The organism is Corynebacterium sp. HMSC27B11 (assembly GCF_001815985.1).
Taxonomy (GTDB): domain Bacteria; phylum Actinomycetota; class Actinomycetes; order Mycobacteriales; family Mycobacteriaceae; genus Corynebacterium.
Map to the genome: position 1 here is coordinate 654 of NZ_KV823565.1, position 13,563 is coordinate 14,216.

Consider the following 13,563-nt stretch of genomic DNA (forward strand, 5'->3'; position numbering starts at 1 on the left):
TGTCCGGGTTCTCTGGGTCCTTCGGGTCCTCAGGGTTCGGGTTGTCCGGGTTCTCCGGGTCCTTCGGGTCCTCAGGGGTCGGGTTGTCCGGGGTCGGCTGCTCTGGGTCATCGCAGTTGCACTGGGTGCCGACCTCGATGATGTGCTCGACTGGCTCGCTAATGGTCTCCGTGGTCGGATCACTCTTGGTGATCTTGCCGTTCTCAGAGGTCACCGTAACAGTGTGCTTTACCTCTCCCGGCTTGCCCTCCTGGACAACCTTGTGCTCACCGGCCTTCAGGTTCGGATTCTCGCGAACCACGATCTTGAACGGAGTGTTCTCTGTCCATTCGACAGTCGTGGAGTCCGTCGCGATCTTCGTGCCGATCTTGATGATCTTCTTAGTCGGCTCGGTCACGCGCTCGGTCTCGGTCTTGGTGTCCGTGACCTGCGAGTTCACGATGGTTTGGGTCGTGGTGACCTTATCCTTGCCCGGCTGACCCTCCTGGACCACCTCGGACGTACCGGCTTCCATGGTGTCGTCGTAGATGACCTCGGTCTCGAACGGGACTTCGACCTCGGACTCCGTGGTGTGGGTGTTCTCAGTCTTGGTGCCCACGCGGATAACCGCGTTGGTCGGCTCCTTGGTGCGCTCAGTGGTCACGGTCGGCTCGCCGGACGGCTTGCCGTCCACGATCTTCTGGGTGGAGGTCACAACCTCAGTACCCAGCTCACCCTGCTGGTCAACAACCTGCTCGCCGGCCTTGAGGGTGTCGTCGAAGACGATCTCCGTCTCGAACGGAACCGGCTTCTCGGTCTTGGTCACGACCTCGCTGTCATTGACACCAGGACCATACTCGATGATCTGCGCAACTGGCTTCTTGGTCACCTTCTCGGTGGTGTTCACCGTGGAGGTGTTGTCCTTCGCAGTGAAGTCGGCGGTGAATTCCTTCTCGCCGTACTCACCCTCCTGGACGACCTTCATCTCTCCCGGCTTCAACTCCGGGTTCACCCGCACGATCGTGTCGTACGGCAGCGGCGCAACCCATGTTGCCTTGTTGTTCGCCTCTGCCGGCTTGGTACCGACGGTGACGATCTTCTCAACCGGCTTCTCGATGATCTCCTCAGTGATCTTTGGATCGCCAGGCTTGGAGTTGACGATATCGCGTTCGATCGTCACCTTCTTTTTGCCAGGCTTACCCTCCTGAGTGACCTTGGACTCGCCCGGCTTCAGGCTCGGGTCGTAGACAACCTTCACATCGTACGGAACCTCAGTCTCAATGGACTCAGTGTTCTTTCCGGTGGTCTTGGTACCAACGCGGATGATCTGCTTGACCGGCTCCTTGGTGCGCTCAGTCGTCACCTCCGGGTCACCCGAAAGCTTGCCGTCCACAATCTTCTGAGTGGAGGTCACAACCTCAGTACCGGTCTCACCCTGCTGATCAACCTTCTGCTGACCCTCTTCAAGAGAGTCATCAAAGACAATCTCGGTCTCGAATGGAACCGGCTTCTCAACCTTGGTCACCACAGTGGTGTCCTCAGCCGCAGGGCCGTACTCGATGATCTCGTTGACCGGATCCTTGGTCTGCTTCTCCTCCGGGGTGACCGTTGCCTGGTCGCCCTTGGCAGTGAAGTCAGCAATGTAGGTCTTCTCACCCGGGACGCCCTTCTGGACGACCTTGATCTCACCCGGCTTCAGCTTCGGGTTCGGACGAGTCTCCACCTCAAACGGAACCTGAGCAGTCCAGGTCACCTTCGAAGAAGCCTCGGACGGCTTGGTGCCGACCTTGATGACCTGGTCAACCGGCTTTTCGGTGACCTTCTCCTCAACGGTGGCTTCGCCATCCGGCTGGGAGTTGGTGACCTTCTGAGTCACAGTGATGGTCTTCTTACCCGGCTTGCCCTCGGTCACAGTCTCAGACGTGCCGGCAGGCATGTTTGGATCGAACTCGACCTTCACACCGAACGGAACCTCGGACTCAACGGTCTTCTTGGTCTCACCGGTGGTCTTGGTGCCCACACGGATGATCTGCTCGGTCGGTTCCTTGGTGCGCTCAGAGGTCACGACTGGGTCGCCCGAAGGCTTACCGTCCACGATCTTCTGAGTCGAGGTCTCAACCTCGGTACCAAGTTCACCCTTCTGGTCAACAACCTGCTTGCCGGCCTCGAGGGTGTCGTCGAAGACAACCTTGGTGTCGAACGGAATCGGCTTTTCGGTCTTGGTCACCAGCTCGCTCGGAGCAGCGCCCGGGCCGTACTCGACGATCCGCTTGACAGGCTCCTTGGTGGTCTCTTCCTCGACGACCTCAGCCTGATCGCCCGAAGCGGTGAACTTAGCGGTGAAGGTCTTCTCGCCGTTCTCGCCTTCCTGAACAACCCGGGTTTCACCAGGCTTCAGGTCCGGGTTCTCGCGAACCTCGGTCGGGTACGGGATTGGAACCTTCCAGGTGACTTCCTTGGCGCTCGCAGCTGGCTTGGTGCCGATGACGACGACCTCATTCTGAGGCTCTTCGGAGCGCTCCCAAGTACCGTCCTTGTTCATCTTCTCCTTGCCAGGCTTGCCCTTGGTCTCAACCTTGTAATCGCCGGCAGGGATGGAGTCGTCGTACTTGTACTCGACCTGGAACGGAACCTCGCGCTCAGGGACGCCAAGGACGTTGACCACAGCGTAAGTGGTATCCGTAGAGCCGTCCTCGTAGGTCACCGTAACCGGGATCTTGACCTGATCGCCTGGCTTCGCATCCTCAGGTGCGGTTGCGGTGATCTGGCCGTTGTCGTCAATGCTGACATTCCAGCCGGCAGGAACATCACCCAACTTGTATGGGTTTTCCTTCGCGACGTTGATGTTGTCCGGCTTATCGAGGTTCAGCGGTAGCGTTGCGGTTTCGCCCGGGTACACGGTCTGCACCGGATAGGACGGCTCAGCTTCCCAGTTGTTGCTCAGCTTCACCACGGTGGTGACTGGCACCAGCGGGGTGAAGCCGTCCGGGGTGGTCACAGTGACGTTGATGGTCTTCGTGTCACCCGGCTTGGAGTTTGCCGGCGGGGTGGAAGATACAACACCGGTGTTCGGGTCAATGGTGTACTTCCAGCCGTCAACTTCCTGCTCAAGGATCGGCTGATCGTTCTCGTCCTTGCCGAAGGAGAACTTGGAACCCTTAGGTGCATCCTGTACCTGGTGGTTCACAGCCTGGTTCGGGCCAGTGGTTTCCACGGAGTACGTCGGAGAGAAGTCACTCTTCAAAACGACGACGGTGCCCTTGACTTCCTGCGGCTTGTCAGCGTTGTCGTAGTACGCGAGAACCGGGACGTTCAGGATGTAGCCCTCAGGAGCGGTCCGCGGAATCGTCGTGGTGATCTCACCAGTGTTCTCGTCAATCTTGACGGTCCACGTTCCGCTGTCATCCGTGTGTGTGTACTCGGTCTTACCCTCCGGGAAGGTGTAGCGCTTCGGCGCTTCGTCGGTCGTGTTACCGCTCAGGCCACGCTCCGGGATCTCAGGCTTGAGGGAGACCTTCGCAAGCGGCTTATTGGTGACCGTGTCGTAGGTCGGGATCTTGATGTCCACGATCGCCTGGAACTGGACCTCGATCTCATCCGTGGTCTGGTCCGGGTAGGTTGCCTTGACCTTCGGGGTGATGATCGTGCCCGGCGCGACGGTGTCGTCCGCCTTCGCGGTGACCCTACCGGTGTCATCGACCGTCACGGTCCAGCCAGCAGGGACAGTGGACTCATCGATCTCGAACTTGGCCGGGTGAACCGGCTTGTAGCCCTTCATGATGGACTTGGTGCCCACCTGGGCGGTGAGGTCGTCACCGATGGTGCCCTTCGTCAGGCTTGGGCGCACGAGGTCGGTGACCTGAGTGTTGTTCGGGTCAACAACCACGAGGAGCTCCAGCTTGTCCGTGGAACCGTTGGAGTACTCCACCGTCACCACAGGGCGCGCGAAGGTGCCCGGGCGGGGGTTTTCCGGAGCGGTGACGGTGACGTTGTAGTTCTCGTCCATCTCCACGGTCCAGCCCTCGTAGACGTACTTCTCGTCCAGGGTGACCTTGGCTTCGAAACCGCCGTCATCCTTCTTCTTTGCCAGCTCCTTGATCAGGTCAGGGGTCTGGGTGAAGGTGACCTTCTGCGGCTCGGTAGCAATCGGACCGGTAGCGCTATCGACGCCGGAGATAATCGTGGCGTCCGTCTTGTCGTACTTCGGGGAGTGGTACTCGGTGTCATCCAAGGAGAATGCCTTGGAGTCGATGACGTTCGCCTTGTTGTAGCGGGTCAGCGAGTTCGAGCTGTCGAAGGCTCCGTCATGCTCGATAAACTCATTGTTGCCCTTAGCTGCGGCCTTGAGCTGGTCCACGCTACGCGGCTTTGCCAGAACGGAGAAGTTTACGTTCTTGTCGGTGGCCAAGTCAGTACCGCGGTACTCGGGCCAGGTGAAGTAGATGTCACCGTTGTCCGCGATACGCAGGTTCTTGGTACCGCCAGATGCTGCCGGGTCGGTGGTGCCGATGAACTTGCCGTTGCCGTCGTAGGCCTCCACGACCATGCGGGACATGGAGTCATCCGTGCCGTCGCCCGTCACAGCCGGGATGTTGATCTTGCCGACCTTGGTTTCATCACCAGGGACGATGACGTGCTTCTCGAAGTTCTCCCACGACACCGTGATCGGGTTACATTCGATGTTCTCGCTCGGCCACGGGTTCACAACGGCAGTGAAGGTTGCGCTGGTCCCGTGGGTGGCCCTTGGCCCATCAGGATTTTCCTTCGTATAGTTTCCCTGCCAGGCGTAACGTACCGGGTTGGCGGCAGTGGCCTCAGCGAACTGCTTGACTTTCGCATCGGTCAGGTCCGCGTTGAGGTTCAGGTTTCGCTGTTGCCTAACTCCATCAATCACGATGCTTTCATCGGCCTTATGAGTGACTACCTTGCCTGCAAGAAACGTCTGGCCGACATTCATCGAATTGACTTGACCTGTGTTGAGGTACCCGCCCATAAGGCCTGAATTGGTAAAGCCCCAATCAGCGAACGTGCGGTCCTTCGAGTTATCGAAGGAGACGCTCAAGCCCCACCGGGTTTTGTCGGTGCTGCTCGCGCTCGGGTCCAAGGTGCTCCAGCTAAAACCAGCCTGGCTGCCCTGCTGAGAATTGTCTGCCTGAACAACACACGAGCCGGCCGGCAGGTCGGAGGCCTTCTGGGCGTCCTGCTCGACCGCGCCCGACTTGTCGCGGATGCCGCCGGAGAGTTCAGCGGCGGTGGCCTCAGGGGCGAGGTCGCCGTGGGAGAAGATGCTGAGCGAGCCCAGCGCGAGGGTGATGGCGGACAGTGCGGCAACACCTGTGCGTGCGTGACGCCGCGAAACCCTGTTCTGAGAGGAGTTCATTCCTCGATCCTTCCTTGAAGACGATGATGCCCCAGTACTTCCGCAGCGCGGAGATACACAGTTGGGGGCTATCTAAGGCCAAATCTGCATCTGCAGCGTTGATTCACTTGAAGCGCAAAATCTCCTTAGAATGCAGCAAGAATTATACTGCCCTCAGGGTGTGAAAACAATTGTAAATGTGGGCAAAAAGCCTTAAAATCGCAGTTCGAAGCGTGTTCTTTGCCATACGAAGGAATTCAAGATCTGAGGTTTGCGCTTAGGCATCCTTAAAGAGTGCGTTAAGGGTTGGACTGTAGGGGAGCGCTGGTCGCGCGGGGAATAGAATGGTTCCACACCACGTTGGAAGAATTGACCCAGCAGAGAGGAGAGCATGAGTTCCCCCACCCCCCAGCGCGCCGCCACACTGCGCACCGAGGAGCCCGACGAGGAGCTGCTCGCCCGCTTTGAAAGCGACGCGCTACCGCTGCTGGACCAGCTGTACGGTGCGGCGTTGCGGATGACTCGCAACCCCGCCGATGCGCAGGATCTCGTGCAGGATGCGTACATCAAGGCCTTCCAGGCCTTCCGATCCTTCAAGCCCGGCACCAACCTCAAAGCCTGGCTCTACCGCATCCTCACCAACACCTACATCAACGAGTACCGCAAGCAGCAGCGCCGCCCCTATGAATCCTCCGCGGAGGACATGACCGACTGGCAGCAGGCCGACGCGATGTCCCATACCCCGGACGGCCTCGCCTCCGCGGAAATCGAGGCGCTCAAACGAATCCCGGACCAGCGCATCATCGACGCACTGATGGATATCAGCGAGGACTACCGCATGGTGGTCTACTACGCGGACGTCGAAGGCTTCGCCTATAAGGAGATCGCGGAGATTCTCGACGTCCCCATCGGCACCGTCATGAGCCGCCTCCACCGGGGCAGGAAGGCGCTGCGCAAGAAACTGAAGGACGTCGCCGCGGAACATGGCATCGGCGTCGAAGAAGAAATCAAGGCGAAGGGATAGGCGAGAAGCACAATGAGTGACAACGTTGAGCCGAATGCAGGCACCCCTCGGCGCGACATCGAATGCCGGGACCTCGTGGACGTCCTCTACGAATATGTGGACGGCGGATGCGATGAGGGGCTCCGGGCCCAGTTGCAGGAACACCTCGACAACTGTCCCAGCTGCGTGGAGAAACTCGGCGTGGAGCGCGAAATCCGCCAACTGCTACGGGTTCGCTGCACCCAAGCCGCGCCAGTGGAGCTGCGCAGCCGCATCACCAGCCAGCTGAGGGTGGTGTACCGCGCCTCCCGGGGATAGGGGATGAGAAAACGGGCCCGGGAGTTTCCTCCCGGACCCGTTCGGCGACACCCCAGCGCGGGGTGGGCGGCATTATGCGTTTGGACGCTTGCCGTGGTTCGCCTTGTTCTTGCGACGGTCCTTGCGCTTACGGCCACGCTTGCTCATGAATTCTCCTTAAAGCATGTGCACCAGCGCTCCCGGGGGAGTAGCCGGCGCAGCGATCGGGCAATGAAATTATTTAACCGCTATAGTCTATCCGCCCAGCAGTGGGCAGCGGAAATCAAGGGCAGCGGGAACTATTAAGCGTTCGCGCGGGCGCGGGTGCGAGCGCGATTGTTGCGACGCTTCAGCACGCGACGCTCGTCCTCAGACATGCCGCCCCACACACCGGCGTCCTGGCCGGAGCTGATTGCCCAGGTGAGGCAATCCGTGGTCACTGGGCAACGGTTACACACCAGCTTCGCCTTCGCGGTCTGGGCGAGAGCTGGGCCGGAGTTACCAACTGGGAAAAACAGCTCGGGGTCTTCCTGGCGGCATACAGCCTTGTGGCGCCAATCCATGATCAAGTCCTTTCATGCCTATCGGGCGGTCGTAGCGGTCCGGCACGCCACGGGGTGGCCTGGCGGAGGTTTCTGCCAGCGGGGAACCGGCAGAAAGGTTAACGGGCGGTTAACTGCGAATCTTTGGGGCATCCCAATGGTTGCTGGCTTGGCTGCCTGTGGGCGGCCAGTGCGCGGGGCCGATGGTGTCGTCGATGGCGCTCCGGGGAAGGAGCGAGCACGGCCTCGCGGCGCCTTGGCGCAACGCAGTGGGATGCGAAGAATCGCGGGTAAGGGCAGATCAGGCGGTGCGGAACGAACATGCGCGCCGGGAAAATGGCACTGCAATACCCGCGCCATGGCATGGCTAAAACGCCACAACATAAACGTGAGTAGGCTGTTGTTCCCCCACCGCCTTCGCGGTTACATCAAGGAGTATGACATGTATTTCCCAGGTTGCCTAGAGTTAACCCAGAAAATGTAACCAAGCTCACACTGTTTCGATTTGGGTAATGGCGCCGAGTGACGTAGGAGCCCCTTATTTGCCTGGTTGGTGCGCCGTGGCTGCGCCTACCGTCCTGCTTCTCACCCGCGGTTTACTGGTCCGTCCATGAGGGCAGAGTGGTCAGAAATGGGAAGCGAGCCTGCTAAGGCTAGACTCATCGGCATGAGCTCCCCGAAGAACTATTCCAAGCCGCCCACAGTGATCCAATACGCCGGCATCTACGGCCTGATCCAGGGCCTCATCGGCATCGCCTTCGGCATCTTCCTCGTCGTCCGCGAAGCCCAAGGCTTCCACGACCCCACCGCCAAAATCAGCGGCTACGGCACCGCCCTGTGGTTCTTCTTCATCTTCGGGGCCGTCGCCGTCTGCGGCTACTTCCTCTACCGCGGACGGTCCTGGGGACGCGGCCCGGTGGTCATGCTGCAGATCTGCCTCGTTCCCGTGGCTTATTACATGTTCCGTTCCGGACGTCCCGAGCTGGCCGTTCCCACCACGCTGGTCCTGATCCTTGGGCTCGCACTGCTGTTCAACCCGACCGCCATCAACTGGTGGACGATGGACCACTACCGCGACTAAGAGCCGAGCACCACGAGCTCGTCACCGCGCTGCTCCACCACGAAATCACCACTGACCCGCAAGTGCACCGGCGCGCCAGCGGCGAGGCCATCCCGGCGCACCGGGAGTGTCCGCTCCTTCTTTTTGTGCTCCGTGTCGAAGACCTGGATGCCGCCCTCGACCGGAACCAACAGCCGGTCAGCCATATTTGCGCCTGCACCCAGCGCGCCGCGCACCGTGAACTCCGGGGCCAGGTGTGTCGGGTGGAAACCTACCACCGAGTCGCCCGTCCACCAGGTCATATTGTGCGGCAGATCCGCCGTGACCGGCAGGCCCGGGGCGTTTTGAGAAGCGCCAGCCAGCGCCGGGGCAGCGGGCATCGGGTGGTGGCTGACTTCACCGGTATCGCTGGCCACGATCAGCTGCGGCGTCCCATCACCACGGGCGCCTGTCGGCGCGTACACCGCCGCATGGTGCTGCGCGATCGCCACCAACTGGCCATCCCGGGGCACGGAAAAGGTGTGCAGGTCCTCCGGTACGTCCGAGCGCTCCGGCTTCGTCTTGAGCAACCGCAGCAGCATCTTGTCCTCACCCTCGCAGTGCTGTGTCGTCGCCAACAGCTCGGTGCGAGTCAGGGCAGAGGTGAAAGGACAGTCCGCGTAACGCTGTTCTTCCTTCTTTACCGGGGTCTCCTGGCGGCCCACCTCCGTGGTGCGCACCAGGTCGCTGCGCCACAGCTCCACCCGGTGCGGGGACACGATGCCCGTGGAGTCATTCGACCGCAGTGCCGTGGCGGAACCCTCCGCCAACGCCGAGCGGGTGTGTGCGTACTCGCCAGTGCCAGCCGCCAGGCTTACCACGTCCCCGCAGCCCTTCGGCCCACGATAAACCGCGACGATCCTCTCGTTGCTAAAAGTCACATCGCACAGCGGCAGTCCCCGGTCGTAGGTCCACGCCACCTCACCAGAGCGGAGGTCATGCATGGACAGCACATCGTCCTCGGCGGTGAGCACACCACCGGCAAGCAGGATCGGGGCGAGCGTCTGCGGGGAGGAGCCCCGCCACAGCTCCCGGAGCTTTGTTGGCGCGGCCTCAGCCGCCGCCGGGGCGGAAAGGGTGGAGACCTGAGTGCGCTCCACCCGGCGGGCGTCCGAACCCCACCAGCTGGCGGCCAGCACCACCACGAGAACCAAGGCGATCGCGCCCACCGCGAGGAAATCCTTGCGAGAGGCCCGTTCCGGGCGGGGCCAGCGGTGCTGCTGAGATGTGGGTGGGGCGGGCTGGGCAGGGGAGTGGGGCGCCATTAGTGCTGTGCCCCACCATTCCCGCCGCGCGGGCGACCACCACGGCCGCGGCCATGCGCACTCTGGGCGCGACCGCGAGTCCCGTGACCGCGGCCGCGACCACCCTGGCCGCGAGAGCCTGCCCTCTGGCCGCGCTCACCGCGACCGCCACGGGAACGCCGAGCCGGTGCCGTCGCCGCCGCAGAACCAGCAACCCGACGATTCGGTCCCACCCGGTCACCCAGCTCCTCATCCGTGGGCAGCCCCAGGGCCTCCAGCAGCTCAGGGGACTGGGAGAACCACTGCGGGGGATTCTCCAGGCCCAAGCCCAACGCCTCACTGATGTGGTCCCACCGGGGCACCTCATCCCAACCGACCAGCGTGATCGCGGTGCCGTCCTTGCCAGCGCGCGCCGTGCGACCAATCCGGTGCACATACGTCCGCTCGTCCTCCGGGACCTGGTAGTTGACCACATGGGTGACATCCGTGACGTCGATGCCGCGGGCAGCCACGTCCGTGGCCACCATGACGTCCACCGCACCATCCCGGAACAGCTGCAGAGACTGCTCACGGTCCGCCTGGCGCATATCCCCATGCACCGCGCCGACCCTAAAACCCCACGCGGCCAGGTCCTCTGCGACCATCGCGGCCTGGCGCTTCGTCGGGGTAAATACGATCGTCCGGCCCCGGCCCGGGCTCTGCAGAATCCGGGAAAGCGTAGACATCCGGTCCAACTTGTGGGACTGGAACGCGATCTGGGTCACCCGCTCGTGCGTATCCGCCGCGGCCGTGGAATCCGCCTGGATCATCACCGGCTGCTTCATGAACTGCCGCGACAAGCTCAGGATCGGCCCCGGCATCGTCGCGGAAAACAGCATCGTCTGCCGGTCCGTGCTGGTCAGCGACATAATCTGCCGAATATCATCCAGGAATCCCTGGTCCAGCATCTCATCGGCCTCGTCCAGCACCAGCACCTCCACCCCGGACAGCTCCAGCTCACCGCGGCGGTGCAGATCTAGCAGGCGGCCCGGCGTGCCCACCACCACGTCCGTGCCCCGGCTCAATGCCCGAATCTGCTGGTTGAAGCCCACCCCGCCATAGATCGGAGTGACCGTCACCCGGTGCTTCGTTGACGGAATCACGAGGTTCGCCGCAGCCAGCGTGAGGTCCTCCGCCACCTGCAGGCACAGCTCGCGGGTGGGAACCACCACGAGGCCGCGGACGCTGCCATCGAGTTCGGTGATGCCGGCGTCGTCGAAAATCCGGTCCAACAACGGCACGCCGAAACCCAACGTCTTGCCCATCCCCGTGCGAGCCTGACCGATCAGATCATCGCCTCGCAACGCGATCGGCAGGGTCAGCTCCTGGATCGCAAACGCCGTGGGCATGCCCGCCTGCTCCAACGCCTCGGCGATCTCGGCTGCCACCCCCAAGGAGCGGAACGTCGGCCCAGGGGCAGCCCCCGAGTGACCATCGGAGGGGAGATGGGGCGCTGGCACGGTCGGAACCTCCCTAAAACAAGGCAGTACTATGATGGTCACATTAGCGCACTGACGAGTGCGCCAGATCTTTCAAGAACCAACGGACGGAGATCGAAAAAGCATGCAACTGAAGATCGGCTTCATCAATTCTCAGCGCGAGCTCGCCATCGACCTCGACAAGAACGAGGTCAAGCAGGCAGAACTCGTCGAGGAGCTGCAGAACTTCCTGACCGACGGCACCGCCACCACCACCGTGGTCGAGGACGCCCGCGGCACCAAGACCGTCCTGCTGCGCGAGCAGATCGCCTACATCCAGGTCGGCGCCGAGAAGCCACGCTCCGTGGGCTTCATCTGATCCGTTAAAGGGCAGATAGAAGTTGAGCGAGGTGAGTAACCCCCAAGGCACGGGTAGCGAGAACACGCAGGACGGGCCGCGTCACCAGCGTGCACGCCGCGAGGAATTTGCGCTGCCCGCGCCCGAACACGCCCACACCCCGCCCCGGATCGACCGGCAGTCTCAGGGGCAGGGGCCTCACTGGCTCAACTTCAGCGACCCCCGCGTCCGCATCGGGATCGTCGCGGTCCTCGCGCTGGTCAGCGTGCTCGTCCTCGTCGACGCCCTCCGCGGGGCAGGGGAGGACGCCGCCACCGACGTGGCAGCCACCAGCAACAGCGACGACCCAGCCGACGGTGCCGCCGGACCCGTCCCCGGTTCCGGTTACGGCGACCTACCGACCGGACAGCTCCCACCTGGCGGACCGGTGACCGAGAACAGCAGCGGCAACTTCCGCACCGTCGGCGCCCCAGGCCCGAAGGTCGGCGACGGGAAACTCTTCACCTACACCGTCGAGGTCGAGGACACGATCAACACCGCCGCCTTCGGCGGGGACGACGCCTTCGCCGCGACGGTGGACGCGATCCTGTCCGACCCGCGCGGCTGGACCGGGCGCGGGAAGTTCGCCTTCCAGCACGTCGCAGCCGGGGAACTACCGGAGGGTGAGGAACCCGACCTGCGGATCCAACTGGCCTCCCAGAACCACACCCACGAGGTCTGCGGCAACACCTTCAAGCTGGAGACCAGCTGCTTCTACTCCGACGGCAACCGGGTCGTCATCAACGAATCCCGCTGGATTCGTGGCGCGATCCCGTTCCAGGGTGACCTCGGGGCCTACCGGCAGTACGTCATCAACCACGAGGTCGGCCACGGCATCGGATTCGCCGCACACCAGCCCTGCCCGAAGGACGGGCAGCTCGCGCCGATCATGATGCAGCAAACCTTGAGCGTGGATAACCGCGTGCTCCGGGAGATCAGCAACGAGGATATCTACGAGGAAAGCGACTCCACCTGCCGTGCGAACCCGTGGCCCTACCCGGTTGCGGAAGAACAATAAGAGGTGACCCGCCGTGAATGATGCCCGCTCTGCCCGTGACGCTGGTCGCTCTGCCGGTGCTGCTAGCTCCGGCGCAGCTAGCCCTGCTGGCGCGCTGGGAACCCCGCCGCCAGCCCACATCCTCAACGGCTTCCACGCGCATGTGGACAACCCCGTCCAGCTGGATCAGCCGTGGTCATATGGCTGGCGCTGTGATCGCGCGGTGATCTCCCTGGCTGAGGAGCCAATGCGTGCGTCCTGGATCGCCAAAACCACCGCGAAGATGCGGCCCGCTGGGGTGGGCGTCTCGCGGCCCATGCTCTCCACCGACGGCCGGTACACGGTCTCCGGGTGGCGGGCACGGACCTTCCTCTCCGGGCACCGCGCGCCCCGCTTTGACGAGATGGCCGCCGCCGCATTGCGTATTAATGAATCCCTTCGCGGCTTGCCACGACCGGAGTTCCTGGCACCTCCGGAGCTCACGGGCACCTGGGGGCAGACAGAGATCTTCGCCGCCGCGGATGCCGCCGCCTTCGCCGAGCAACCCCAGGAGTGGATCGCCCCGGCCATGGACGCCACCGCCGTGCCCCGGAAGGACATCGCCGAGGCGCTGGCCAAGGCCGTGGAAGTCACCGCACTGCGCACCGAGATCACGGCGGAGGACCAGCTGGTGCACGGCGACGTCATTGGTTGCATGATCTTCGACGGCGCCGCCGACCCCGCGATCACCGACCTGGTGCCCGCGTGGCATCCCACGGGCTGGTCGGTCGCTCTGCTCGTCGTCGACGCGATGGCCTGGGGCAACGGGGAGGACGCCCTGCTGGACCGCTGGTCCCACATCCCGGACTTCATGCAGCTCGCCCTGCGCGCGGTGCTCTACCGGCTCGCGCTGCACGCCATGCTGCCCAACTCGCGGCCGGAAGCCTGGCCGGGACTGTCGCGCACCGCGGACGTCATCGCCGCGCGCGAGCAGCAGAACGAGGCACGGCAGGAGTGGGAAGACGAGGGCGAGCCTGCGGAAGAAGGCGGGGACGACGCTGGGGAGGATGTTGGCGACGACGCCGAGGAATCGGTGAGCGAGCCGGCCGGGGAACAGGGCAGCGACGAGACCGGCGAGCATGCCGACGAGCGTGGCGCCGAGGACGCCGACGAGGGTGGCGCCGAGGATGCCGAAAAGTAGCCTGAGCAG

General features: G+C 63.0%; 11 protein-coding genes. 6 read left to right on the forward strand and 5 right to left on the reverse strand.

The annotated features are described in order from the left end of the window. Positions 1 to 5,359: G5 domain-containing protein (locus tag HMPREF3097_RS06800; RefSeq protein ID WP_083317973.1), on the reverse strand; the 5,359-nt coding region annotated here is incomplete at its 3' end. A 370-nt stretch (positions 5,360 to 5,729) separates the two neighbouring features. On the opposite strand from HMPREF3097_RS06800, the gene HMPREF3097_RS06805 reads away from it, so the two are divergent. Together HMPREF3097_RS06805 and rsrA are read left to right on the forward strand one after the other, a co-directional pair. Continuing rightward, complete coding sequence (locus tag HMPREF3097_RS06805) at positions 5,730 to 6,362, forward strand: sigma-70 family RNA polymerase sigma factor (protein WP_070761648.1); 633 nt, start codon at positions 5,730 to 5,732, stop codon at positions 6,360 to 6,362. A gap of 12 nt (positions 6,363 to 6,374) precedes the next feature. Then, positions 6,375 to 6,659: a mycothiol system anti-sigma-R factor gene (rsrA, locus tag HMPREF3097_RS06810; protein ID WP_070761649.1), complete on the forward strand. Its 285-nt coding sequence runs from the start codon at positions 6,375 to 6,377 to the stop codon at positions 6,657 to 6,659. Between the two features lie 72 nt (positions 6,660 to 6,731). Here rsrA and HMPREF3097_RS10080 read toward each other — a convergent pair whose 3' ends face one another. Beyond that, positions 6,732 to 6,806 carry a 50S ribosomal protein bL37 gene (locus HMPREF3097_RS10080; protein ID WP_012359748.1) on the reverse strand — a complete coding sequence of 25 codons (75 nt, stop codon included), beginning with the start codon at positions 6,804 to 6,806 and terminating at the stop codon, positions 6,732 to 6,734. A gap of 134 nt (positions 6,807 to 6,940) precedes the next feature. Beyond that, positions 6,941 to 7,201, reverse strand: coding sequence for a WhiB family transcriptional regulator (locus HMPREF3097_RS06815; protein WP_012359749.1), 261 nt, complete (start codon positions 7,199 to 7,201; stop codon positions 6,941 to 6,943). Positions 7,202 to 7,847: 646 nt separating this feature from the next. On the opposite strand from HMPREF3097_RS06815, the gene HMPREF3097_RS06820 reads away from it, so the two are divergent. After that, entirely contained in the window at positions 7,848 to 8,261 is a 414-nt protein-coding gene (locus HMPREF3097_RS06820) for a hypothetical protein (protein ID WP_070758715.1), read from the forward strand. Here HMPREF3097_RS06820 and HMPREF3097_RS06825 read toward each other — a convergent pair. Together HMPREF3097_RS06825 and HMPREF3097_RS06830 are read right to left on the reverse strand one after the other, a co-directional pair. Continuing rightward, a complete protein-coding gene (locus tag HMPREF3097_RS06825; protein ID WP_070761651.1) occupies positions 8,258 to 9,544 on the reverse strand; it encodes an Rv3212 family protein in 1,287 nt (428 codons plus the stop codon). The genes HMPREF3097_RS06820 and HMPREF3097_RS06825 overlap by 4 nt on opposite strands. Next, positions 9,544 to 11,022, reverse strand: a complete 1,479-nt coding sequence (locus HMPREF3097_RS06830; protein WP_070761652.1) for a DEAD/DEAH box helicase — start codon at positions 11,020 to 11,022, stop codon at positions 9,544 to 9,546. The genes HMPREF3097_RS06825 and HMPREF3097_RS06830 overlap by 1 nt, the downstream gene beginning before the upstream one ends. A gap of 103 nt (positions 11,023 to 11,125) precedes the next feature. Here HMPREF3097_RS06830 and HMPREF3097_RS06835 point away from each other — a divergent pair, with 103 nt between their 5' ends. Genes HMPREF3097_RS06835 through HMPREF3097_RS06845 form a run of 3 tightly spaced genes read left to right on the forward strand, consistent with a single transcriptional unit; the run spans position 11,126 to position 13,554 of the window. After that, entirely contained in the window at positions 11,126 to 11,359 is a 234-nt protein-coding gene (locus HMPREF3097_RS06835; RefSeq protein ID WP_070761653.1) for a DUF3107 domain-containing protein, read from the forward strand. A gap of 31 nt (positions 11,360 to 11,390) precedes the next feature. Continuing rightward, positions 11,391 to 12,395: a DUF3152 domain-containing protein gene (locus HMPREF3097_RS06840; RefSeq protein ID WP_070761654.1), complete on the forward strand. Its 1,005-nt coding sequence runs from the start codon at positions 11,391 to 11,393 to the stop codon at positions 12,393 to 12,395. 13 nt (positions 12,396 to 12,408) lie between these two features. After that, the gene (locus HMPREF3097_RS06845; RefSeq protein WP_246821318.1) at positions 12,409 to 13,554 is read left to right on the forward strand and encodes a TIGR02569 family protein; all 1,146 of its coding nucleotides are present in this window, start codon (positions 12,409 to 12,411) and stop codon (positions 13,552 to 13,554) included. Positions 13,555 to 13,563 lie beyond the last annotated feature (9 nt).

What these genes read in the sequence shown, in the direction of transcription:
- HMPREF3097_RS06820 (WP_070758715.1), top strand. Translation starts at nt 7,848, where the DNA reads ATGAGCTCCCCGAAGAACTATTCCAAGCCGCCCACAGTGATCCAATAC.
- HMPREF3097_RS06815 (WP_012359749.1), bottom strand. Translation starts at nt 7,201, where the DNA reads ATGGATTGGCGCCACAAGGCTGTATGCCGCCAGGAAGACCCCGAGCTG.
- rsrA (WP_070761649.1), top strand. Translation starts at nt 6,375, where the DNA reads ATGAGTGACAACGTTGAGCCGAATGCAGGCACCCCTCGGCGCGACATC.
- HMPREF3097_RS06825 (WP_070761651.1), bottom strand. Translation starts at nt 9,544, where the DNA reads ATGGCGCCCCACTCCCCTGCCCAGCCCGCCCCACCCACATCTCAGCAG.
- HMPREF3097_RS06835 (WP_070761653.1), top strand. Translation starts at nt 11,126, where the DNA reads ATGCAACTGAAGATCGGCTTCATCAATTCTCAGCGCGAGCTCGCCATC.
- HMPREF3097_RS06805 (WP_070761648.1), top strand. Translation starts at nt 5,730, where the DNA reads ATGAGTTCCCCCACCCCCCAGCGCGCCGCCACACTGCGCACCGAGGAG.